Genomic DNA, 20180 nt, shown 5'->3' with positions numbered 1-20180 from the left:
GCCCCGCCACTTAATCGCAGCCCGCTGGTTCCACAGGTCAGGGAATCGTTCCTACGGTCTGGGAAGGATTCAGGCGCTGACACGACTGGTTTGGTGTCACCGAAACGATCGGACGGTCAGTCGTCGGCGGTCGCCTGGCGGTCGGGCAGTGGCCCGTCGTACCCGTCGGGCACGTGTGGACACAGCGGATCGCTGGCCATCGGCTCCCCGGTTGTCGCGTACGCCCGCGACCGACTCCCTCCACAGACGGTGCGGAACGAACACGCCCCACACTTCCCCGTGAGCGCCTCGGTGTCGCGCAGCCGCTGGAACAGCTCGCTGTTCCGGTAGCTGTCCACCACCGAGCGCTCACGGACGTTTCCGGCCGACGACGGCAGGAACCCGGACGGATACACGGCCCCAGTGTGGGAGACGAACGCGAACCCGTCACCCGCCGTGACGCCGGCCCGGCGCTGTGGCGCACTGTCACCCCCGCGCTGTGCGCGCACCCGCCGGTACATCGGTGCTTCCGTGGTCTTCACGCCGAACGCCTCGCTGCGCGCGACCCCGTCAAGCCACGCCATCACCTCCTCGGCGCGCGCCGGCGACACCGGATCGAGCGCACGCCCCCGACCGACGGGCACCAGGAAGAACACGCTCCACAACGCCACCCCCAACTCCGCGACGAGGTCACGGATCGCCGGCAACGCTTCGACTGTGTCGGCACACACCGTCGTGTTCACTTGCAGGGGCACCCCAAGCTCCCGGATCGCGCGGGCCGCCCGCAGCGTCCGCTCGAAGCTCCCGGCCTCCCCGCGGAACTCGTCGTGGGTCGTCGGCGTCGCGCCGTCGATGCTCACGGCGAACTGCGCCACGCCCGCGTCGGCCAGTGCCTCGATCGCCGTGGGCGTCAGCGACGCCGTCCCGCTGGGCGTCACGGTCATGCGAAGCCCGCAGTCCGTGCCGTGCTCGACGAGTTCGACCGTGTCAGGCCTGGCAAGCGGGTCCCCGCCGGACAACACGACCAACTGCCCGTCGCCGAACGCCGCGGCGTCGGTCAGTAGCTGTTTGCCCTCGGGGGTCGACAGCTCCGACGGGTGTCGCTGTGGGCGTGCGCTCGCGCGACAGTGATCGCAGGCGAGCGCGCAGGCTTGTGTGACTTCCCAAACGAGTACGACTGGCCGTTCGCTGGTGTCAACTGGCGTCATGGATCCAACCGGGGCCACACGCAGCACGCGGGAGCGACCCCACTTCGACCTCGGCCGTTCCAGGGTTTGTATCGGGGCGGGTGTTCCCAGCCGCCGGGAACCGACGCGACGCCCATTTGGGGCGCGCAGCTAGGTGGGCGTAATGACAGCCGACCGAACGCGGGTGACCGACGAACCGCGGAGCGCCACCGGCCGCGAATGGGAGGTGTTCGTTCGGGCGGACGCCGACGCCCCGCTCAAACACGTGGGAAGCGTGACCGCGGGCACTGCGGACACCGCACACGAGCACGCATCGTCGCTGTTCGACTGGGTCGCGCGATCCATCTGGGTGTGTCCGGCCGACGAAACCCAGCGCTACACGACCGGCGGCGTCGATGGGGGGCGATCAGCGTGATCTCCGTCAGCAAGCTGCTCTGTGATCTGGACGCCGAAAGCGACGGGCTGCGGTACGACGCTGCCGCGGAGTCCTCCGAGGAACAGATCACCGAGGACAAACAGCAGCGGCCGGTCGTCGTCTGGAACCTCACCAAGCAGTGCAACCTCTACTGCTCGCACTGCTACGCCGCCGCGGACACCGAGACAGCGCCGGGGGAACTCTCCACGGCCGAGGGCAAAGCGCTGTTGGACGACCTCGCTGACTTCGGCATCCCGGTCGTCCTGTTCTCCGGGGGCGAGCCGATGGTCCGCGACGACCTCGAAGAACTCATCGCGTACGCCGACGACAACGGCATTCGGCCCGTGCTCTCGACGAACGGCACGCTCATCACCGCGGAGCGCGCGGCGGCGATGAAAGACGCCGGCCTGAAATACGCCGGCATCTCCGTGGACGGCCTCCCCGAGCGCAACGACGAGTTCCGCGGCGAGGAGGGCGCGTTCGACGCCGCGGTTCGGGGCATCGAGAACAGCCTCGACGCCGGCCTGAAAACCGGGCTGCGCTACACGATCACCGAGGCCAACGCGCCCGACCTCCCGGAGGTCGTCGACCTCCTGCACGACGTGGGCCTGGACCGGTTCTGTTTCTACCATCTCGACTACGGCGGCCGCGGCGCGGACATCTCGAACCTGGATCTGTCCCCGGCGGACACCCGGACGGCGGTCCGGACGGTGTGTGACCTCACGCGCGAATACCACGCCCAGGGCAAGGAGATCGAGACGCTGCTGGTCGGGAACTACGCCGACGCGGGGTTCCTCGTGGAGTACGCCCGGGAGGAACTCGGCGACCAGCAGGCCGACCACATCTACCGCTACCTCGAAGCCAACGGCGGCGACCCGACCGGCGAACGCATCGCCGACGTGGACTACCAGGGCAACGTCCACATGACGCAGTTCTGGCAGGGGTACAGCCTCGGGAACGTCCGCGATCGGTCGTTCGGCGACATCTGGAGCGACGACACCAACCCCCTGCTGGCCGGGTTGCGCGACCGCGACGACCGACTCACGGGGCGGTGTGCGTCCTGCCAGTACCGGTCGATCTGTCGGGGCGGCTCGCGGCTGCGCGCGCTCTCCGCCGGCGGCCCCTTCGACCCCGACCCGAAATGCTACCTCACCGAAGCCGAGCGCGAGCCGGAGCGCACCGGCGACGCCTCGGCGGACTGACCGCGGCGGCCGCCCACCGGTGTCGCTGCGGTGCTACCCGTTGTCGTCGGTGGTCGGGGGCGTCCAGTGGCCGCCGGCGCGTCCGCTCATTGAATCCGGCGTGAGTTCGTACCACTGCACGGACAGCTCGGCGGCGGCCTCCTCGAAGACGTTCATGCTGACCGTGTCGGCGTGCTCGGCGAACGCCGCCTGCCGTTCGGCGTCGTGCTCGACGGCTGCCATCTCCCCGGTCACCACGACGCTGGCCCAGTCGTCGGGGCTCGCCCGGTCGTAACACACCAGTGACGCACTGTCGGTCTCACTGAGCCGCGTGCCCTTCTCGCTGTCCGGACCGAACAGACACTGGAAGACGAGGCGCGGGCCGTCAGTGACGCCAAACGACATCGGCACCGACAGCGGTGGGGCACCCGCCAGCGAGAGCACGCCGTCCCCAGCCCGCCGGAGGTACGCCACCACCTGCGTGGTCGTCATTCTGACACCCGCGTCCGCGGGCGGCTGGTCGTCGGGCGCATCTGAGCTCATTGCGTGTGGTACTCACGGACCCCGGCACTCTTGAAGCGTGGGCGTCGTTCCAGCGTGCTGGGACGGCCACCCGGAGTTACACGCTGACCGCCGACGCCCCGGTCACCGACTCGGGAACCGAAACCCAGTACGTCGTCGAAGCGCCGTACTGGGTGGTGATGATAAGCTCCGCCCGTTCGCCCGCGTACAGCCCGTGGTTGTCGTTGCTGGTGCCCGAGAAGCTATCCTGGTTCTCCTCGACCGCGGTGGCGTTGATCACGATCTCGATGCGGTCCTCGGCGTCGGCAAGCACTGTGGCCGAGTTGCCGGTCGTCTTGCGGGTCGTGAACCGGCTGCTGTTGGCGGTCCCATCGGTCCACGACAGCGTGGTGGCCTGCCGCGGCCCGACCCAATCGACGGTCACGTCAGAGACGTTCACGTTGCCCGAGCCAGCCGACTGGCCCACGACGATCTCGATGTCCGATACTGTCCCGTCGGTGAAGGGGTCGTCAGTAGCGTTGGTTATCGTCCCGAACGCCCCCGTGACCGACACGCCGTTGGTGACCTGTCCGACCGCCTCCTCGCCGGTGGCGTCACCGCGAGACTGCAACATGCCGCCGATGTCGACCAGCGTGCTTGCAGCCATCGCAGCCACCAGGATCATCGCCATGAACACCACCAGGGTTCCGATCCCGACTTGTCCGCGACGCATCGACTCCATGTACTAGCGTTTGAGGTGTAACGGAATAAACCTGGGTCGATTCTTACTCGGTGCGAGCGCCGAACTGCTCGCGGACCTTCGAGACCTTCGGCGCGACGTTCACCGTGCAGTACGCCGCGTCCGGGTTCTTCTCGAAGTAGTTCTGGTGTTTCTCCGCGGCGGGATAGAAGGTCTCCAGGGGCTCGATCTCGGTGACGATCGAGCCGTCGAAGGCGTCCGCGGCGGCGAGCTCATCGACGAACGCCGTGGCGCGCTCGTGTTGCTGGTCGTCGTGGGGGAGCACGATCGACCGATACTGGCTGCCAACGTCGGGCCCCTCGCGGTCCACCGTGGTCGGATCGTGGACCGTGAAAAAGACCTCCAGGACGTCCTCGTACGCGAGCTCCGCGGTGTCGTACTCCACCTGCACGACTTCCGCGTGGCCGGTCGTCCCCGAACACACGTCTCGATAGGACGGGTCGGCGGTGTCCCCGCCAGCGTACCCCGAGGTCACGTCCGTCACCCCGGCGAGTTCCTCCATCGCCGCTTCCGTACACCAAAAGCATCCGCCGCCGAGTGTCGCCGTCTCAGTGCCCATGACTGTGCTGTTGGCCTGTACGCGGTTAACACCAGCGGGGGCGGCGGATGTCGCCGCCCCACGCCGCCGGGCAGTCGGCTGCGGCACGGCTTTGGGGCTCCGGCCGCGACCCACACGCATGTCGGATCTCGACGACACCGACCGCCGCATCCTCGCGTTGCTCGCGGCGGACGCGCGACGACCGTACAGCGACATCGCGGACGCGGTCGGGCTGTCCGCGCCAGCCGTCTCCGACCGGATCACGAAGCTCCAGGACGCCGGTGTGTTGCGGCGGTTCACGATCGACCTCGACCGCAGCCGGCTTCGGGACGGCACCCACGTGCTCGTGTCGTTCGCCGTTCACCCCGGCCGCCAGGACGACGTGCGGGCGGCGGTCGCCGCCGCGGACGCCGTCGAACACGTCTTCGTCACCGCAGCCGGCGATGTCACGTGTTCGGCGCGGCTGCCGGTCGCGGACGTCTCGGACTGGGTGGCAGACACCGTCGATTTCGAGGCCATCACTGACTACGACGTGACCGCGCTCGCGGCGGCGAGCTGGGAGCCCACGGCCGGCAGCGCGGACCTCGCGTTGGCCTGCGACGAGTGTGGGAACACCGTCACCAGCGAGGGCACGACCGCCACCATCGACGGGGACCGCCACCACTTCTGTTGTCAGTCCTGCGAGCGCCAGTTCCGCCAGCGATACGAGCGCCTGGACGCCGACGCCTGATGCAGCGCCACCGCTTCGTCACGCTGTCGCTGCTCGCGTTCGGGCTGGTGCTCGTGGGGTTCGTCACGCTGGGGTTCAGCCGCATCGTGTTGCCGTACCACGTCGCGCGGCTGCTGGCCGCGCCCGCGATCCTCGGGGCGGCCGCGCTCATCTGCTGGCTCGCCGTGCAGGCCGCGCTCATCGTGGCCGGCGTGCGCACCCTGGAGCCAGACGGCGAGCCCCGCGACTGATCCGGGCGGCGCGCTACCGTGGCGTCGCCACGACCGCCAAGTGGTCCTCGTGGAACGGCTCCATGCGCGCGGTCGCACGCACCTCGTACCCGTCACGGAGTCTCCCGAGGAGGTCCTCGAAGACAGCCGCCGGGTCGGCGGTCACGTCCTCGCTGCGGGCCTTCAGGGCCGCCACGAGTCGCCCATCGTCGGCGAGGAACTGCCGGTTCGACAGCGCCACATCCGCCTGCCCGCGGGTCGCCACGTCCTGCACGATGGCGTCCACGCCCGATTCGACCACGTGGGCGTACGTCTCGGGCGCTCTCGCGTCCTTCAACAGCGGGAACAGCCGCTCCCGGGAGTCGGCCACCGCCAGCAGATCCGTGACCGGCCGGGGCGCGAACTCCACGGCGTACGTCGGCCCCGCGAAATCCGCCACGTGGCTCACTGTGGTGCCGTTCGCCGCCCCCAAATACAGCACTGCGTCCCCGCCCGACAGCCCGGTGTCGAGACCGAGCTCGAACGTCGCGCCGAGCTTCGACCGGTGGGCGTCCCAGCGCCGCCACCCGTCGACGACCGGCTCGCCGTACGCGGGCTCGCCCCGAGTCGCCAGCACGCCGTCCTCGTCGCCGAACGACCGCCGCTGGACGCCTGCGGGGAGGCTCATTCGGTCTCACGAGCGCGAATGCGCTCCATGCGGGCGTCCAGTTCGGCTTCGAGATCCGGCCGGCGGTCCCCCGAGTAGTGGTCGACGCGCGCGGCGATGGTGAGCTTCCCGGCGAGCGCTCGGGCCGCCGACCCCCGCTGGTCGGGGTGGGTGCCGCGGACGTACTCGTGGGTGTAGATGACGCCGTGTTTCGGGGAGGGCGCGTGCCCCCGGAGGTGCGCGAACAGGGCGTCCTCGGCACCCAGCACCTGTACCGTGCCGGACGGCAGCTTCGCCAGGTCGTCGAGGCCGCCCGCGAGCGCGATGAGCCGCGCCGCCAGCACCGGCCCGGCCAGCATCGAGAGGTTCGGCGCGACTGTCGGGGCGTGGGTCTCGACGAACCCCTGCGCGCGGTCGCGCTCGTCGGCGAGATCGGTCGCGCGCTCACACAGCGCGATCGCGCGCTCCTCGGTGGGACTGTTCGCGCTCCGGCCGGCGACGTCGCGCGCGCCAGCGATCCCGTCGTCGACGCCGTCGAACAGCGTGCGCGCCCACTCGACGGCGCGCTCGGCGACCTCGTTGGCGGCGTCCGAGAGGTCGCCGATCGTCCGCACTGCGTGGACGAGTTGCTGGTCGTCGGCGCGCTCGCGCTCCCTGACGGCCGCCCGCGTGGCGGCTCGGGTCGCGTCCCGCAAGCGGTCGTAATACTCGTCGGCGTCGTCCACAACGCCGTCTTCGACGGCGGCCGCCGGCCAGTTCTCGGGGGCGTCCGCGTGGCCGTTCCGAACGGCGTCGGCGGCCGCGTCGGCGTCCCGAACAGCCGTGTCCGCGAACCATCCGTGCGTGGTCATGGCGCGAGGTTCCGGCTGCGTGCGGTTAAACGTACGCTCACCAGCCACAACCGATCAACTCGGCTACGTGTTCCGGCGGTGTTAAGCCCGCCACCATCATACGTGGTATCACGGAGCATGAACAGCGATCGCGCGCACACCACCACCAGCGATCCGCAGCCGGTGTCTCTCGTCTGCGACCGCGACGGCACGATCCGCAACTGGAACGCCGCCGTGGCCGCCGCCGCACCCGGCGACCACCCCACTGACGGCACGCACCTCGCCGACGTGCTGTCCATCGACGACCCGCAGTCGCTGATCGAAGCCGCCCAAACGCACGGCACAGCGACCGCCGAGGGCGGGTTCGCGCACGCACCCACGACCCAGTACGACTTCCACGCCAGCCGCCTCGTCGACGGCACGATCACCATCCACGGCACCGCCACAACGCCCCCGGACATCCGCCAGGCCTCCTGGGTCGACCGCGTCACCGACGCCTTCGTCGCCGTCGACAACGACGCCCGGATCACGTACGTCAACGCCGAGGCCGAGTCGCTGCTCTCGGCGGCAGAGTCGGCCACGCCCGACACGCTGTTGGGCTGCTCCCTCTGGGAGGTGCTCCCCGCCTCCGTCGGCCCGCGCTTCCGGGACGCCTACCGAACGGCGGTCGACAGCCAGGACGCCGTCTCGTTCACCGGTCACTACGACCCTGCCGACGCCGTCATCGAAGCCCGGCTGTTCCCCTCCTCGTCGGGCGTGTCGGTCTACCTCCAGGACGTCACGGAACGCCACACCCACCTCGAAACGATCGAGAAACGCGAACGCGTCCTTCGGCGCCTCTACGAGGAGACCGCGGAGACCAACCGCCAGCCGGCCGCCCGCGCCGACACCATGCTGGCCATCGGCTGTGACTTCCTCGGGGTTGCCTACGGCACGCTCTCGGAGGTCTCGGACGACACCTACGAGTTCAAGCACGTGCGCGCGCCGCCCCACGCCGACGTGAGCGAGGGCACGGTCGTCCCGCTCTCGGAGACGTGTTGCGAGCGCGTCGTCACCACCGAGCAGACCGTCGTCTTCTCCGACGTCGAGGACGCCACCACCCCGCCGGAGTTCGTTGTGCCCGGCCCCCCGGACGGCGTGTCTGTCGGCTCGTACATCGGCGCGCCGCTGTTCGCCGACGGCGACCTGTACGGGACGCTTTGCTTCTACGATCCGGACCCACAGCCCGAACCGTTCAGCGACTGGGCGGTGACGATCGTGGATCTGATGGCGCAGTGGCTGACCGCCGAGCTCACGGACCGCCACATCCGAACCCAGCTTGAGGAGCGCAACGAACGCCTGGAGGACTTCGCGTCGATCGTCTCCCACGATATCCGCAACCCGCTGAACGTGGCCAGTGGCTCCCTCGAACTCGCCGCCGACTCCGGCGCGCCCGAGCACTTCGACCGGTGTCGCCGCGCCATCGAACGCATGAACGCGCTCGTCGACGACCTGCTGGTGTTGGCCCGCACCGGCTGCTCGGCGGCCGAACGGGAGCCGGTCGACCTGGCCGCGGTCGCCGACGACGCCTGGAGCACCGTCGACACCGACGCCGCCGCACTGACCGTCACCGCCACCACCCGGGTGTCGGCCGACCGCAGCCGCCTCCAGGAACTCCTCGCGAACCTCTTCCGGAACGCCGTCGAACACGGCAGCCGGCCCGCCGCCGACGAACCGGTGACGGTGACCGTCGGCGACGCCCCGGGCGGTTTCTACGTCGCCGACGACGGCCGGGGGATCCCCGAGTCGGACCGTGACACGGTCTTCGACCACGGGTTCACGACGAGCGCGGACGGCACCGGGTTCGGCCTGAGCATCGTCCGCGATGTCGCCGACGCCCACGACTGGACCGTCTCGGTCACCACAAGCGACGACGGCGGTGCACGGCTCACGATCACCGGCACCGACGCGCCCACCCACGAGTGAGTCGTGGTCACATGATCTCGCGCCGGCCCGCGGTGCCGAAAGACAATGGTTAAAACGCGTCCGGGCGATACCAGTTGTATGAGCGAAGCCTCGCAGGCGCGCAAGTGCGTCTCCTGTGGCATCAACATCTCCGGTACCACCGCTGCCTCGTTCAAGTGCCCGGACTGCGGCCAGCAGATTTACCGCTGTGCAAAGTGCCGCAAGCAGAGCAACCTCTACGAATGCCCCGACTGCGGGTTCCGGGGGCCATAACGATGAGCAAGGTCGCTGCCGTGCTCAAGGTCATGCCGGACAGCCCCGACATCGACCTCGACGGCCTCGAAGCCGACCTCTCGGAGTCACTGCCCGACGGCGCCGAGATCAACGGGACGGACACCGAGGAGGTCGCGTTCGGGCTGACCGCGCTGCTCACAACGGTCATCGTTCCGGACGACTCCGGCGGGACCGAAGCCGTCGAGGACGCCTTCGGCGCCGTCGACGACGTCGAATCCGTCAGCGTCGAAGAAGTCGGCCGCCTGTAATCACCACCCGTTTTCAGCCGTTCTCACCGCACACAGCGCCGCCAGAACCCACGCCGTGGGTCTACTACACTACTGCAGGGCGGCCTCGATGGCCTGCTGGAGGTCCGCCTTGAGGTCGTCGACGTGCTCGACGCCGATGCTCGCCCGGATCAGCCCGTCGGTGAGCCCCGCGGCCTCCCGTTCGGCCTTCGGGATGGCGGCGTGAGTCATCGCCGCGGGCTGCTCGATCAGTGACTCCACGCCGCCCAGTGACTCCGCGAGCGTGAACACGTCGGTCTCCTCGACGAACGCGCTGGCCGCTTCGAGGGTGGCGTCCAACTCGAAGGAGACCATGCCGCCGAAGCCGTCCATCTGCGCGGCGGCCAGCTCGTGGTCGGGGTGGCTCTCCAGGCCCGGGTAGTGGACCTGGCTGACGTGCTCGTGATCCGCAAGCCACGCCGCAAGCTCCATGGCCGTCTCACAGTGGCGGTCCATGCGCACGCCCAGGGTTTTCGTGCCGCGCAACACCAGGAAGCAGTCGAACGGACTGGGCGTCGCGCCGACGGAGTTCTGGTAGAACCCGAACTGCTCGTCGAGGTCGTCGTCGTCGGTGATCAGCGCGCCCGCAACGAGGTCGCTGTGCCCGCCGAGGTACTTCGTGAGGCTGTGCGAGACGATGTCGGCACCGAACTCCAGGGGGCGCTGGAGGTACGGCGTTGCGAACGTGTTGTCCACCGCACACAGCGCGTCGTGCTCGTGGGCGATGTCCGCGAGCGCGCCGATGTCGTTGACGTTCAACAACGGGTTCGTCGGGGTCTCCACCCAGAGGAGTTCCGTCGCCTCCCCCATGGCCTCCCGGACGGCGTCGTGGTCGGTGGTGTCGACGAAGTCGAAGTCGATGTCGTAGTCCTCGTAGACCTGCGTGAAGATGCGGTGGGTGCCGCCGTACACGTCGTCGCCCGCTACCACGTGGTCGCCGGCCGCCAGGAGGTTCAACACGGTGTTGATCGCGGCCATTCCGGAGGCGAACGCGCGCCCGTGCTCGCCGCCCTCCAGGCTCGCGAGGTTGGCTTCCAGATCCGTGCGCGTCGGGTTGCCCGTCCGGGAGTACTCGTAGCCGCGGTGGTCACCGGGGCCGTCCTGGACGTACGTCGAGTTCGCGAAGATCGGCGTCATCAGCGCGCCCGTCTCCGAGTCCGGCGCTTGGCCCGCGTGGATCGCGCGTGTCTGGAACCGGTCGGCTGCGTCATCGGCGTCGTCGTTGCCGCTCATACGAGCATGTTGCCGGCCCGCGAGTTAGGCTTGTTCGTTCCGGACGCCACCACCCACACGATTCGAAATCGAACCCATCATTAAGTAGCTGGTCGTGTAATCGACATCCGTGGTACTGAACCGTCTCCGAGCGCTCGTCGACACCCAGCCCGGACTCGTGCGCGAATGCCGGGACTGCGGGACAACCCTGGGTGAGGACAGCGACGACGCGACAGTGTGTCCGACCTGTGGCTCCCGCGAGATCGCGACCTACGACCTCTGACCCCGCAGTGTGGTGTCACCGCTGTGGGGCGTGGCGCGTGCTCGCGTGGAAACGCCGCCGTAGCGTCGTGGCCGCTGCCTCGGAACGGTTCTTTTTTACCTGCGACGGAAATAGAGTGGAGCATACGACCATGCCGAACTCCAATGGACCTCTCAGCAACAGTGGTGGGAAGCTGCAAAACGACCCGCGAGATCGCGGCACGTCGCCGCCCCAGCGCGCCATCGCGGACTACGACGACGGCGAATCCGTCCACCTCACGCTCGACCCGAGCGTTCAGGACGGACGGTTCCACCCGCGATTCAGCGGCCTGACCGGCACTGTTGTCGGCACACAGGGCGACGCGTTCAAAGTCGAAGTCAACGACGGCGGCATGGACAAGACGCTCATCGTGGGGGCGGCCCACCTGCGAACGCAGCGCCAGGAGGAGTAATGACGATCTTCAAGGAGACAGTCGAGACGGAGCCGCTCACGGTCTCGGAAGCGAAAGCGCTGCTCTCCGAGGTCGAGACCGAGCGCGCCCTCGACGAGGACCGTGAGCTTCGCTTCGAGCTGTCCCGCGCCATCGAGCACGCCAATCGGTTCGCGTTGCTGGAGCCGGCGGAGTCCCGGGAGTTCGTCGACGAACTGCTCGCGCTCGACGTGCTTGACGACGAGGCCGTGGCGTACAAGATCGTGGACTTGCTTCCACGCACGCGAACGGAGCTGCGGTCGGTGTTCGCCAACGAACGCTACGCGATGTCCGGCGACGAGCTGGACGAGATTCTCGACGTCGTCGCGAAGTACGTCTGAGCGGCCAACCGTTTAAGTGTTGGCTGGGCGTACGTCTCCGTATGAGTGATACGTCTACGACGGACGCCAACAGTGACAGCGGTGCCGACGGCGACTCCGAGTCGGCTGTTGTCCTTGATTTCCTCGCACACGGGCGGTCCGACGGGCGGAGCTACGGCGACGGCGCAGTCGGGTATGCGGTCTCAACCATCGACTTCACGCTCTACGAGCTCAGTCTCTCTTCGGACGCCGACATCGGGATCCTCGACCGCGTGCAGGTGCGCCCGGAGTTCGAGACCGGCATCGATCGCGGCCGCGAGGTCGAATACGACGACCTCTCGGACGGCGCGCGCTCGGAGCTCGACTACGTCGTCGAGGACGTCGTCGACGCCAACGAACGGCGCTTTGTCGACTTCTACAACGACGCCCAGCCGATCTCGCTGCGCCTGCACCAACTGAACCTCCTGCCGGGCATCGGCGAGAAGCTCCGCGACAACATCCTCGAGGAACGCAAGCGCCGCGGTCCCTTCGAGAGCTTCGCGGACGTCAGCGAGCGCGTCGACGGCCTCCACACGCCACAGGAAGTCATCGTCGAGCGCATCCTCGATGAGATCCGCGACCCCGACCTGAAGTACTACAACTTCGCCGCCTCGTAGCGGGGGGTTTAGGGAAGCGCACGCAGTAGCTCCGACAATGACTGCGCCACGCGACCCCGACGCGCTGATCCGGCGCGCGGGCCGCCCCAACCCCGACTTCGACCAGCATTTCCTCATCGACGACCGCGTGCTCGATCGCATCCCGACGTACGCCGACGGCTTCGACCGGGGGCACGTCCTCGAGATCGGCGCAGGCACGGGCGCGCTCACCGACCGACTGCTGTCGGTCGCGGACCGCGTGACCGCCGTCGAGCGCGACGAATCGTACGCCTCGTTCCTCCGCGAGGAGTTCGCCGACGCGATCGCGGCGGGCGACCTCGATGTGGTGGCCGGGGACGCCCTGGCTGTCGACCTCCCGGCGTTCACGTGCGCGGTCTCGAACCTGCCCTACGGGGTCGCAAGCGAGGTGACCTTCCGGCTGCTGCCGGCGGGCAAGCCGATGGTGCTGATGTACCAACTGGAGTTCGCCGAGCGGATGGCCGCCGATCCGGGCACGAGCGAGTACGGCCGGCTCTCGGTGGCGACACAGCATTACGCCGACGTTTCGATCGTTGAAACGGTCCCGGCGGCCGCGTTCGACCCGCAGCCCCGCGTCGAGAGCGCGGTCGTCCGCGTCACCCCACGCGACCCCGACTACGTGGTGGCCGACGAGGCGTTCTTCCTGTCGTTCGTGAAAGCGCTGTTCACCCAGCGCCGGAAGACAACGCGAAACGCCATCCGGAACACGGCCCACATCTCGGGGCTGGACGACCCCGACGCGGTGGTTGCAGCCGTCGACGACGACGTGCTGGGAACACGGCCGGGGTCGCTTTCGCCGGCCACGTTCGCGGCGCTCGCGAACGTCGCGTGGGGTGTTGAAACCGCACCCGGACCCGATCCACAGTGAGCGTGCCGTGGGCGCTCGGCGGCGGCGCACGGCTCACCGCCACCGCGGCCATCGTCGCCGTGGTGGCCGCCACGGTGTGGCTCGGGTGTCGGCTGTGGCGGCGACAGTCGGCCCGCAGTCGCCACGTCCTGATCGGGGTCGGCGTCGCCGCCGTGGTCGGCCTCGGCGGGACGGCGGTGGTTGTTCTCTGGGGCGTCGAGGACGCGGTGCTTCGGGAGCTGAGTCGCGCCCAGGTGCGCGCCAGAGTGCTCGTCCGGGTGGCAATCACGATGGGGTTCGTTGCCGTCGTGTACGTCGGCACGGGCGTCTTGGACGACGCCCTCGACCGCTTCACCGACGGCCACGACGGCATCACCGACCACCAGACGGAGGTCATGTTCCGCATCCTCCAGATCACGCTCTACATCGGCGCACTGATCGTGATCCTGGGGTTCTGGAACCTCGATCTCTCGGGGTTGCTGATCGGCGCGGGGTTCGCCGGGATCGTGCTCGGGATGGCCGCGCGCCAGACCCTGGGGTCGGTCATTGCCGGGCTGGTGTTGATGTTCTCGCGGCCGTTCGAGATCGGCGACTGGGTGCAGGTCGGCGACAAGCAAGGCATCGTCACCGACATCACGATCGTCAACACTCGCCTCCAGACGTTCGACGGCGAGTACGTGATGTTGCCCAACGACGTTGTCGGGTCAAGTGAGATCGTAAACCGCTCACGGAAGGGCCGCCTCCGGGTGCACGTGTCCGTTGGAGTCGACTACGAGACCGACGTTGAGCACGCGATGGACGTCGCCAAGAACGCGGTCAGCGACCTCGACGACGTGTTGTCGGTGCCCCGGCCCCAGGTCGTGTTGTCGTCGTTCGGCGACTCCGCGATCGTCATGGACGTTCGGGTGTGGATCGACAAGCCGAGTTCGCGGCGACACTGGCGCGCACAGACCGCCGTGATCCAGTCGGTGAAAACCGCCTTCGATGACGCCGGCATCAAGATCCCGTTCCCCCAGCGCGAGATCGCGGGGCGCGCCGAAACCGGGGGGTTCCGGGTTCACGATCCCGGGACCGACGGTGAGACCGATGACTGATCTCGCCGACCGCCGCGGTGCCGGCGCGGACGTCTACCAGCCCGCCGAAGACACCCACTTGCTGGCGACGGCGGCCGTCGGGGAACTCGACGACCCGTACGCGCGCGTGCTGGACGTCGGCACCGGCTCGGGGTACGTCGCGGCGACGGTTCGGGACGAAACCGGCGCTGACGTGGTGGGGACTGATCTCAACCCGTTTGCGGTCCGGCAGGCCGCCGACCGTGGCGTGCCGGTGGTTCGCGGCGACCTGGTCGCGCCGTTTCGCGACGACGCCTTCGACGCGGTGGTGTTCAATCCGCCGTACCTGCCCCGCGAGGACGACACCCGCGACGACTGGATGGACGTCGCGCTGTCCGGCGGGGACACCGGGCGCCGCGTCATCGAATCGTTTTTCGACGCAGTGGGGCGCGTGCTGGCTCCTGACGGCGTGGTGATCATGCTCGTGAGCACGCTCACGGGAGTCGACGAGGTCGCCGCGTACGCCGGCGACCGCGGGTTCTCCGCGGCCGCGATCAGCGAGGAGTCGTTCCCCTTCGAGACGCTGACGGTGCTCAAGTTCCGGCGGTAGCCCGGCGGCGTCCCGATCCAGGAACGTATAACGGCGGCGGGCCACAACCGGAGCCCATGTCTCGGATCGCCACCACGCCAGGACTGCTCCCGAGTCCGGTCGCTCCCGACGACGGGGGTGGTGGGCCCACGCCCGTTGTTGCCGCCGACAGCGCCGTCCGCGACGCGCACCTCGCGGCCCAACGCGACGCCGACCTGGATCGGGTCGTCGAGGGGCAGGCGGGCTGGTGGGACGGCATCGTGCACCCGCTCGTCGCCCACGACAACGTCGCTCGCGGGCCGCTGGCGCACTCGACGGCGGTTGCTCGCGGTGTCTATCGCCGCCCCGTGGTCGCCGGGCCGCTCACCTTCGACGGCGGCCTCGGGGCTGACCTGGCGGCTGTGGCCGACCGTACTGCCAGCCTCCAGGCTGTCGTGCCCGGCCCGTACACGCTGTCGACGCTCGCCACCGACGACCACTACGGCGACCCCGTCGCGTTCCAGGCGGCCATCGCTGCGTTCCTCGCGGACGAACTCGCTGCCCTCCCCGACGCCGTCGCGACCGTCTTCGTCCTGGAGCCGTCCCTGATTGCGGCCCCGCCCGGCGACGGCGCAGACGAGCGCGCCAGCGACGCCATCGACACCGTCGCGGCCGCCGTCACCGACGCCGACGTGGTGGTGCACACGTACGGCGGGGCGCTCGACGAGAAAGTCCACGCGCACCTGCTCGACGCCGCCATCGACGCGGTGGGCTACGACCTGATCGCCAACCACGAGGACGCCGCCTACCTCGTCGGCGAGTACGGCACCGCCGACAGCATCGCGCTCGGCGTCGCCAACGCCCGAACCCCCGCCGTCGATGCGCCGGCGACGCTGCGCGAGCGCGTCGACTGGTTCGACGACCGCACCCCCAACGACTTCGCGACCGTCTACACCACCACTGACTCGGTGTTGGCAACGCTCCCCCAGTCACGACTCGTGGCACAACTGCGCGCGCTCGGCGCGGCCACCACGCCACAGTCGTGACTGCGCGCCTGAGCACTAGCAAGAAAACGCCGGACCAGCGCCGCGTCAGTCGTGGTCTGCGAGGTCCTCGTAGACCCACGCCGACGCATCGCGGTCCCAGTCCACGAGCTCGTCGTCGTCGAAGAACAACGCGATCTCGCGCTCGTTTGCGCCCTCGTCCTCGTGGTCGCTGCCGTGGATGAGGTTGTGCCCGAGGTCGTTGCCGTAGTCGCCGCGGATCGTGCCCGGCGCGGCGTCCTGGGCGTCCGTGGCCCCCATCAGCTGGCGGACCTGGCGGGTGGCGTCAGCGCCCTCCCACACCATCGCGAACACGGGCCCGGACGTGATGAACGACACCAGGCCGTCGAAGAACGGCTTGTCCTCGTGTTCGGCGTAATGCTCGTGGGCGAGCTCCTCGTCGATCCACATGAACTTCCCGCCCACCATCTTCAGCCCCTTCGTTTCCAGTCGGGTGACGATGTCGCCGATGAGCCCGCGCTGGACGCCGTCGGGCTTGACCATCACGAACGTGCGCTCGTCGTGATCGGTCATTGCGTCTCCTCGACTTCCTCCTCGTCGGTCCACTCGACGTCGCGTGGCTCCCGGCCGAGGTCGGCGTTCTTCTCGCACTTCGCCGAACAGAAGTGCACGGTGCTACCGTCGTTGTGGACGAACATCGTTCCCGTCCCGGGTTCGATGTCGTCGCCACAGTAGTCACAGCTTCGAGTCTGGACCATTACTGACCACCGATGGAGTCCGCTTCGCGGGCCGTTTCCTTGAGCTGGATGACGTCACCAACTCGGACGGGGCCCAGGACGTTCCGCGTGATGATGCGGCCCTGGTTGCCACCCTCCTGGATGCGACACTTCACCTGCATCGCCTCGCCGTGCATCCCGGTCTTTCCGACGACCTCGATGACCTCGGCGGGCGTGGCGCCCTCTTCGGATTCCTCTGCGCTCATGGCTGGTTATTGGAGGTCCTCGACTTTCGTCGAGATGTCCTCGATTTCGTCTTCGGCGTCGCCGGCGGCGACGACGGCGGCGGCCGCGGAGCCAACTTCGAGGCCGGCGGCGTTCCCGAGTTCGTCCTGTGTCTCCACGAAGACGACCTCGATGCCTTTCTCTGCGGCGAGCTCCGGGAGGTGCATGACGATCTCCTCGGGGGAGACGTCCTCGGCGACGAACACGATGTCGGCGTTGCCGCGCTCGATCGCTTTCGTCGTCTCGTTGGTACCTTTCTTCACGCTGCCGGTGTCGCGAGCGACCTCAAGGGATTCGAGGGCTCGCTCCTGGAGGTCTGCTGGAACGTCGTAGTCTACGTATACTGGCATTTGTGTTCACCTATCCCGCGGACGGGCTTGCGCTCTTGGCCGAGTAAAGACCTTGCGGCCGCAAGCATCATCGACCCCCGCAGGCTGTATCCCAACAGTGGGTCGCCCGCCCGTAAAAGCGCTTTCAATGCCGGGCGGCCGTGCCACGGCTGCACAGCCGCGGACGAAACGCCCTTTGGCGTGGTCGCCCAACCGCCGGCGCATGCACCTCTCGTCCGCGCGCGCCCTGCTGGCGGAAGCCGAGCGTGCCAACGAACGCCGCATGCTCGTGCTCGCCGGCGACCGTGCCGCGGGCGTTCGGACCGCCGACACGCTCCTCGACGGCCTCCCCATCCCGCTGTCCGAAACCACGCTCGTCGCCACCCAGGACGCGCTCGCCTGCGAGCACGTGCCCACGCGGAACGCCGACCGCCTGCTTGGCACCACCCAGCGCGCCGTCGTCATCGACCTCCACGAGGACTGCCGGCCGAACGCGCTCGGGCGCGTCGTCGGTGCTGTCGACGGCGGCGGCCTGCTGGTTGTGCTCGCGCCCCCGCTGGCCGAGTGGCCGACCCGCGACGGCGCGTTCGCCGCGGGATTGGCCGTCCCGCCGTTCGACGCCGCCGACGTCACCGGCCGGTTCCGCCGCCGGCTCGCCGACACGATGCGCGCACACCCCGGGATCGCGATCTACGACGTGGACACCGACACCCTCAGCGACGACGGCCGCACTCGGCCCGCCCCCCGGCTCCCGGACCCCGACCCGGACCCACAACCGACGGCGGACGTCCCGGCGGCCGCCATCGATGCGTGTGTGACCCCCGACCAGGCCGCCGCACTCGCGTCGTTCGCCGCGCTCCGCGACCCCGGCCACGCCGTCGTCGCGGACGCCGACCGCGGCCGCGGCAAATCGAGCGTGGCCGGCCTCGCCGCGGCGTGTCTCGCCGCCGAGGGCCACGACGTGCTCGTGACAGCGCCCCGCCGGCGGAACACCACCGAGCTGTTCGCTCGCGCCGGCGCGCTGCTTGCCGACCTCGGCGCGCTCGCCAGCGACGGCGACACCGTCGAAACCGCCGCCGGCGGCCGCATCCGGTTCTCGAAGCCGCCGGCGGCCGCCGACCTCCCGGGCGACCCGGACGCCGTCTTCGCCGACGAGGCCGCCGCCATCCCCGTGCGCCTGCTGGAATCGCTGCTGGACTGCCAGCGGCTGGCGTTCACCACCACCGTCCACGGCTACGAGGGTGCGGGCCGCGGCTTCGACGTGCGGTTCCGGGACCGTCTCGCGGACGCCACGCAGACGGTCCACGAAACGTCGCTGACCGACCCCATCCGGTACGCCGGCACTGACCCCATCGAACCGTGGGCGTTCCGCGCGCTCCTGCTCGGCGCGCGGCCCGCTGTCGAGCCACTGGTCGCGGACGCCACCCCCGACACCGCCGCGTACGTCGCGCTCTCGGGGGCCGACCTGGAGGCCGACGAGCACCTGCTCCGGGAGGCCTTCGGGCTGCTCGTCTCCGCGCACTACCGGACCGAGCCCAACGACCTGGCGCGCCTGCTGGACGCCCCGAACCTCACGATGCGCGCGCTGGTCGCGGACGGGCACGTCGCGTCGGTGGCGCTGCTCGCCCGCGAGGGCGGCCTCGCCGACGACCGCCGGGCCGCCATGTACGACGGGCAGCGCGTGAAGGGAAACATGATCCCGGACGTGCTCACCAGCCAACTCCGCGACGAAGCGGCCGCCACCACGGTCGGCTACCGCGTGCTGCGCATCGCAACCCACCCCGCAGTGCGCTCCCGGGGTCTCGGATCGCGGCTGCTTGGCGAACTCCGGGCGGAGTTCGACGGCCACGCCGACTGGCTCGGCGTCGGCTACGGCGCGACGCCGGCGTTGCTGTCGTTCTGGGCGGCCAACGGCTACAGCACGGTCCACCTCTCCACGACGCGCAACGACACCAGCGGCGAGTACTCCGCGATCATGCTCGACGCGCTCTCCGACGCCGGCCGCGCGCTCCACGACCGCCACGCCGGCTGGTTCGCCGACCGCATCGGCGGCGTGCTCTCGGACGCGCTTCGCGACCTCGACGCGGACGTTGCCCGCGGCGCGCTGCGGGCCTGTGACACCACCCCCAGCCTCGCCCTCAGCGAGCGCGACTGGCGCACCGTCGCCGGTGCCGCCCACGGCCCCGGGATGTACAGCGTCGACCCCCGGCCGTTCCGCCGGCTCGCAGTCCACCACCTCGTCGCCGGCGACGCCGACCTGCTTTCGCCCGACGAGCAGCGCCTCCTCGTCGGCGCGCTCCTACAAGCCCGGCCGTGGGACGGCCTCGCCGACGACCTCGGCTATCACTCCGCGAGCCAGGCGATGCGCGCGCTGGGCGACGCGCTCCAGGCGCTCGTGGCGGCCCACGGCACCGCGGCCGCCCGCGCGGAAGTCGCGCGGTTCACCGAAGACTGAAGCCGACAGCCGCCCCCACGGGCGTATGGACGCGCTCGTCGCCGCAGCGTTCGCCGCGCTCGTGCTCGGAGTCGCCGGCAGCCTGGTGCCGCTGCTCCCCAGCGGGCTGCTGTCGCTCGTCGGGGTGGGACTGTACTGGACGCAGACCGGGCGACCGAGTGTGCTCGTGGTGGGTGCCCTCGCCGGCCTGGCGACGCTTGCGATGCTCGTTGACTGGCTGGCGGGCGTCATCGGCGCGCGCGCCAGCGGCGTCGACACCCGGACCGCGGTGTTGGCGGGCGGCGTCGGATTCGCCGCGATGCTCGTCTCCGGGCCGGTGGGGCTGCTAGCCGGCGTGGCCGGCGTCGTGTTCGTCGTCGACGTCCGGGACAGCATGGACATCGCGGCGAGCGCGCGGCGCGCCGGCTACGCGACCGTCGGTGTCATCGGGTCGGCCGCCATGCAGGTGGTGTTGACGGTGGTCGTGCTGGTCGCCGTCGCCTGGGTGCAGTTCGCCTGACAGCCGCG

Annotated in this window: 28 protein-coding genes; 17 read left to right on the top strand and 11 right to left on the bottom strand. The window is 69.6% G+C overall.

What is annotated here, in order from left to right:
• Positions 1–116: 116 nt before the first annotated feature.
• A complete protein-coding gene (locus JRZ79_RS17775; RefSeq protein ID WP_205252686.1) occupies positions 117–1187 on the bottom strand; it encodes a radical SAM protein in 1071 nt (356 codons plus the stop codon).
• Positions 1188–1329: 142 nt separating this feature from the next.
• Between JRZ79_RS17775 and JRZ79_RS17770 the strand changes: the two genes are divergently transcribed.
• On the top strand, positions 1330–1581 hold the full coding sequence (locus JRZ79_RS17770) for an Htur_1727 family rSAM-partnered candidate RiPP (RefSeq protein ID WP_010902855.1): 252 nt from the start codon (positions 1330–1332) through the stop codon (positions 1579–1581).
• Positions 1578–2783: a TIGR04347 family pseudo-SAM/SPASM protein gene (locus JRZ79_RS17765; RefSeq protein ID WP_010902854.1), complete on the top strand. Its 1206-nt coding sequence runs from the start codon at positions 1578–1580 to the stop codon at positions 2781–2783. The genes JRZ79_RS17770 and JRZ79_RS17765 overlap by 4 nt, the downstream gene beginning before the upstream one ends.
• A gap of 33 nt (positions 2784–2816) precedes the next feature.
• On the opposite strand, the gene JRZ79_RS17760 is transcribed toward JRZ79_RS17765, so the two are convergent.
• The 3 genes from JRZ79_RS17760 to msrA form a co-directional block, all read right to left on the bottom strand.
• The gene (locus tag JRZ79_RS17760) at positions 2817–3305 is read right to left on the bottom strand and encodes a pyridoxamine 5'-phosphate oxidase family protein (protein ID WP_205251798.1); all 489 of its coding nucleotides are present in this window, start codon (positions 3303–3305) and stop codon (positions 2817–2819) included.
• Positions 3306–3381: 76 nt separating this feature from the next.
• Positions 3382–4005, bottom strand: a complete 624-nt coding sequence (locus JRZ79_RS17755; protein WP_205252685.1) for an archaellin/type IV pilin N-terminal domain-containing protein — start codon at positions 4003–4005, stop codon at positions 3382–3384.
• 43 nt (positions 4006–4048) lie between these two features.
• Complete coding sequence (msrA, locus tag JRZ79_RS17750; RefSeq protein WP_010902851.1) at positions 4049–4582, bottom strand: peptide-methionine (S)-S-oxide reductase MsrA; 534 nt, start codon at positions 4580–4582, stop codon at positions 4049–4051.
• A 118-nt stretch (positions 4583–4700) separates the two neighbouring features.
• Here msrA and JRZ79_RS17745 point away from each other — a divergent pair, with 118 nt between their 5' ends.
• Both JRZ79_RS17745 and JRZ79_RS17740 read left to right on the top strand, forming a co-directional pair.
• Positions 4701–5291 (top strand): AsnC family transcriptional regulator, encoded by a 591-nt coding sequence (locus tag JRZ79_RS17745; RefSeq protein ID WP_205252684.1) that lies wholly within the window; start codon positions 4701–4703, stop codon positions 5289–5291.
• The gene (locus JRZ79_RS17740; protein ID WP_136361411.1) at positions 5291–5521 is read left to right on the top strand and encodes a hypothetical protein; all 231 of its coding nucleotides are present in this window, start codon (positions 5291–5293) and stop codon (positions 5519–5521) included. The genes JRZ79_RS17745 and JRZ79_RS17740 overlap by 1 nt, the downstream gene beginning before the upstream one ends.
• Positions 5522–5534: 13 nt before the next feature.
• Here the strand turns inward: JRZ79_RS17740 and JRZ79_RS17735 are convergent, their stop codons facing one another.
• Positions 5535–6167, bottom strand: a complete 633-nt coding sequence (locus tag JRZ79_RS17735) for a fibrillarin-like rRNA/tRNA 2'-O-methyltransferase (protein WP_010902848.1) — start codon at positions 6165–6167, stop codon at positions 5535–5537.
• Positions 6164–6997, bottom strand: coding sequence for an NOP5/NOP56 family protein (locus JRZ79_RS17730; RefSeq protein WP_010902847.1), 834 nt, complete (start codon positions 6995–6997; stop codon positions 6164–6166). The genes JRZ79_RS17735 and JRZ79_RS17730 overlap by 4 nt, the downstream gene beginning before the upstream one ends.
• 117 nt (positions 6998–7114) lie before the next feature.
• Here JRZ79_RS17730 and JRZ79_RS17725 point away from each other — a divergent pair, with 117 nt between their 5' ends.
• The 3 genes from JRZ79_RS17725 to JRZ79_RS17715 all read left to right on the top strand — a co-directional run bounded on the left by JRZ79_RS17725 (position 7115) and on the right by JRZ79_RS17715 (position 9462).
• Positions 7115–8941, top strand: a complete 1827-nt coding sequence (locus JRZ79_RS17725) for an ATP-binding protein (RefSeq protein ID WP_205252683.1) — start codon at positions 7115–7117, stop codon at positions 8939–8941.
• 78 nt (positions 8942–9019) lie between these two features.
• The gene (locus JRZ79_RS17720) at positions 9020–9193 is read left to right on the top strand and encodes an HVO_2753 family zinc finger protein (RefSeq protein ID WP_010902845.1); all 174 of its coding nucleotides are present in this window, start codon (positions 9020–9022) and stop codon (positions 9191–9193) included.
• A 2-nt stretch (positions 9194–9195) separates the two neighbouring features.
• Positions 9196–9462: an elongation factor 1-beta gene (locus JRZ79_RS17715; RefSeq protein ID WP_012289285.1), complete on the top strand. Its 267-nt coding sequence runs from the start codon at positions 9196–9198 to the stop codon at positions 9460–9462.
• A gap of 69 nt (positions 9463–9531) precedes the next feature.
• Here JRZ79_RS17715 and JRZ79_RS17710 read toward each other — a convergent pair whose 3' ends face one another.
• Positions 9532–10713, bottom strand: coding sequence for a cystathionine gamma-synthase (locus tag JRZ79_RS17710; protein WP_010902843.1), 1182 nt, complete (start codon positions 10711–10713; stop codon positions 9532–9534).
• A 109-nt stretch (positions 10714–10822) separates the two neighbouring features.
• Between JRZ79_RS17710 and JRZ79_RS17705 the strand changes: the two genes are divergently transcribed.
• From JRZ79_RS17705 to JRZ79_RS17670, 8 genes are all read left to right on the top strand, one after another.
• Positions 10823–10975 (top strand): hypothetical protein, encoded by a 153-nt coding sequence (locus JRZ79_RS17705; RefSeq protein WP_205252682.1) that lies wholly within the window; start codon positions 10823–10825, stop codon positions 10973–10975.
• A gap of 130 nt (positions 10976–11105) precedes the next feature.
• On the top strand, positions 11106–11405 hold the full coding sequence (locus JRZ79_RS17700) for a 50S ribosomal protein L21e (protein ID WP_010902842.1): 300 nt from the start codon (positions 11106–11108) through the stop codon (positions 11403–11405).
• Positions 11405–11764 (top strand): RNA polymerase Rpb4 family protein, encoded by a 360-nt coding sequence (locus JRZ79_RS17695; RefSeq protein ID WP_010902841.1) that lies wholly within the window; start codon positions 11405–11407, stop codon positions 11762–11764. The genes JRZ79_RS17700 and JRZ79_RS17695 overlap by 1 nt, the downstream gene beginning before the upstream one ends.
• 41 nt (positions 11765–11805) lie before the next feature.
• On the top strand, positions 11806–12399 hold the full coding sequence (locus JRZ79_RS17690) for a DUF655 domain-containing protein (protein WP_010902840.1): 594 nt from the start codon (positions 11806–11808) through the stop codon (positions 12397–12399).
• A 37-nt stretch (positions 12400–12436) separates the two neighbouring features.
• Positions 12437–13285, top strand: coding sequence for a 16S ribosomal RNA methyltransferase A (locus tag JRZ79_RS17685; RefSeq protein ID WP_010902839.1), 849 nt, complete (start codon positions 12437–12439; stop codon positions 13283–13285).
• Complete coding sequence (locus JRZ79_RS17680) at positions 13282–14358, top strand: mechanosensitive ion channel family protein (RefSeq protein ID WP_231546359.1); 1077 nt, start codon at positions 13282–13284, stop codon at positions 14356–14358. Before JRZ79_RS17685 ends, JRZ79_RS17680 begins: the two co-directional genes overlap by 4 nt.
• Complete coding sequence (locus JRZ79_RS17675; RefSeq protein ID WP_010902837.1) at positions 14351–14926, top strand: HemK2/MTQ2 family protein methyltransferase; 576 nt, start codon at positions 14351–14353, stop codon at positions 14924–14926. The genes JRZ79_RS17680 and JRZ79_RS17675 overlap by 8 nt, the downstream gene beginning before the upstream one ends.
• Before the next feature lie 56 nt (positions 14927–14982).
• Complete coding sequence (locus JRZ79_RS17670) at positions 14983–15930, top strand: 5-methyltetrahydropteroyltriglutamate--homocysteine methyltransferase (RefSeq protein WP_205252681.1); 948 nt, start codon at positions 14983–14985, stop codon at positions 15928–15930.
• 45 nt (positions 15931–15975) lie between these two features.
• Here JRZ79_RS17670 and ndk read toward each other — a convergent pair whose 3' ends face one another.
• From ndk to rpl7ae, 4 genes are read right to left on the bottom strand one after another with little or no spacing between them, the layout of a single operon-like run.
• Positions 15976–16461 carry a nucleoside-diphosphate kinase gene (ndk, locus tag JRZ79_RS17665; RefSeq protein WP_205252680.1) on the bottom strand — a complete coding sequence of 162 codons (486 nt, stop codon included), beginning with the start codon at positions 16459–16461 and terminating at the stop codon, positions 15976–15978.
• The gene (locus tag JRZ79_RS17660; protein ID WP_010902834.1) at positions 16458–16646 is read right to left on the bottom strand and encodes a 50S ribosomal protein L24e; all 189 of its coding nucleotides are present in this window, start codon (positions 16644–16646) and stop codon (positions 16458–16460) included. Before JRZ79_RS17660 ends, ndk begins: the two co-directional genes overlap by 4 nt.
• Positions 16646–16870, bottom strand: a complete 225-nt coding sequence (locus JRZ79_RS17655) for a 30S ribosomal protein S28e (protein ID WP_010902833.1) — start codon at positions 16868–16870, stop codon at positions 16646–16648. The genes JRZ79_RS17660 and JRZ79_RS17655 overlap by 1 nt, the downstream gene beginning before the upstream one ends.
• Before the next feature lie 6 nt (positions 16871–16876).
• Positions 16877–17239, bottom strand: coding sequence for a 50S ribosomal protein L7Ae (rpl7ae, locus tag JRZ79_RS17650; RefSeq protein ID WP_010902832.1), 363 nt, complete (start codon positions 17237–17239; stop codon positions 16877–16879).
• A 202-nt stretch (positions 17240–17441) separates the two neighbouring features.
• Here rpl7ae and tmcA point away from each other — a divergent pair, with 202 nt between their 5' ends.
• Together tmcA and JRZ79_RS17640 are read left to right on the top strand one after the other, a co-directional pair.
• Positions 17442–19673, top strand: a complete 2232-nt coding sequence (gene tmcA, locus JRZ79_RS17645; protein ID WP_205252679.1) for a tRNA(Met) cytidine acetyltransferase TmcA — start codon at positions 17442–17444, stop codon at positions 19671–19673.
• A 25-nt stretch (positions 19674–19698) separates the two neighbouring features.
• Entirely contained in the window at positions 19699–20172 is a 474-nt protein-coding gene (locus tag JRZ79_RS17640; RefSeq protein WP_010902830.1) for a DUF456 domain-containing protein, read from the top strand.
• The last annotated feature ends 8 nt before the right edge of the window (positions 20173–20180 follow it).

Origin of the sequence: Halobacterium sp. BOL4-2, assembly GCF_016917835.2 — an archaeon.
Lineage (GTDB): Archaea > Halobacteriota > Halobacteria > Halobacteriales > Halobacteriaceae > Halobacterium > Halobacterium salinarum.
This window is presented reverse-complemented; position numbering and strand designations above follow the sequence as displayed.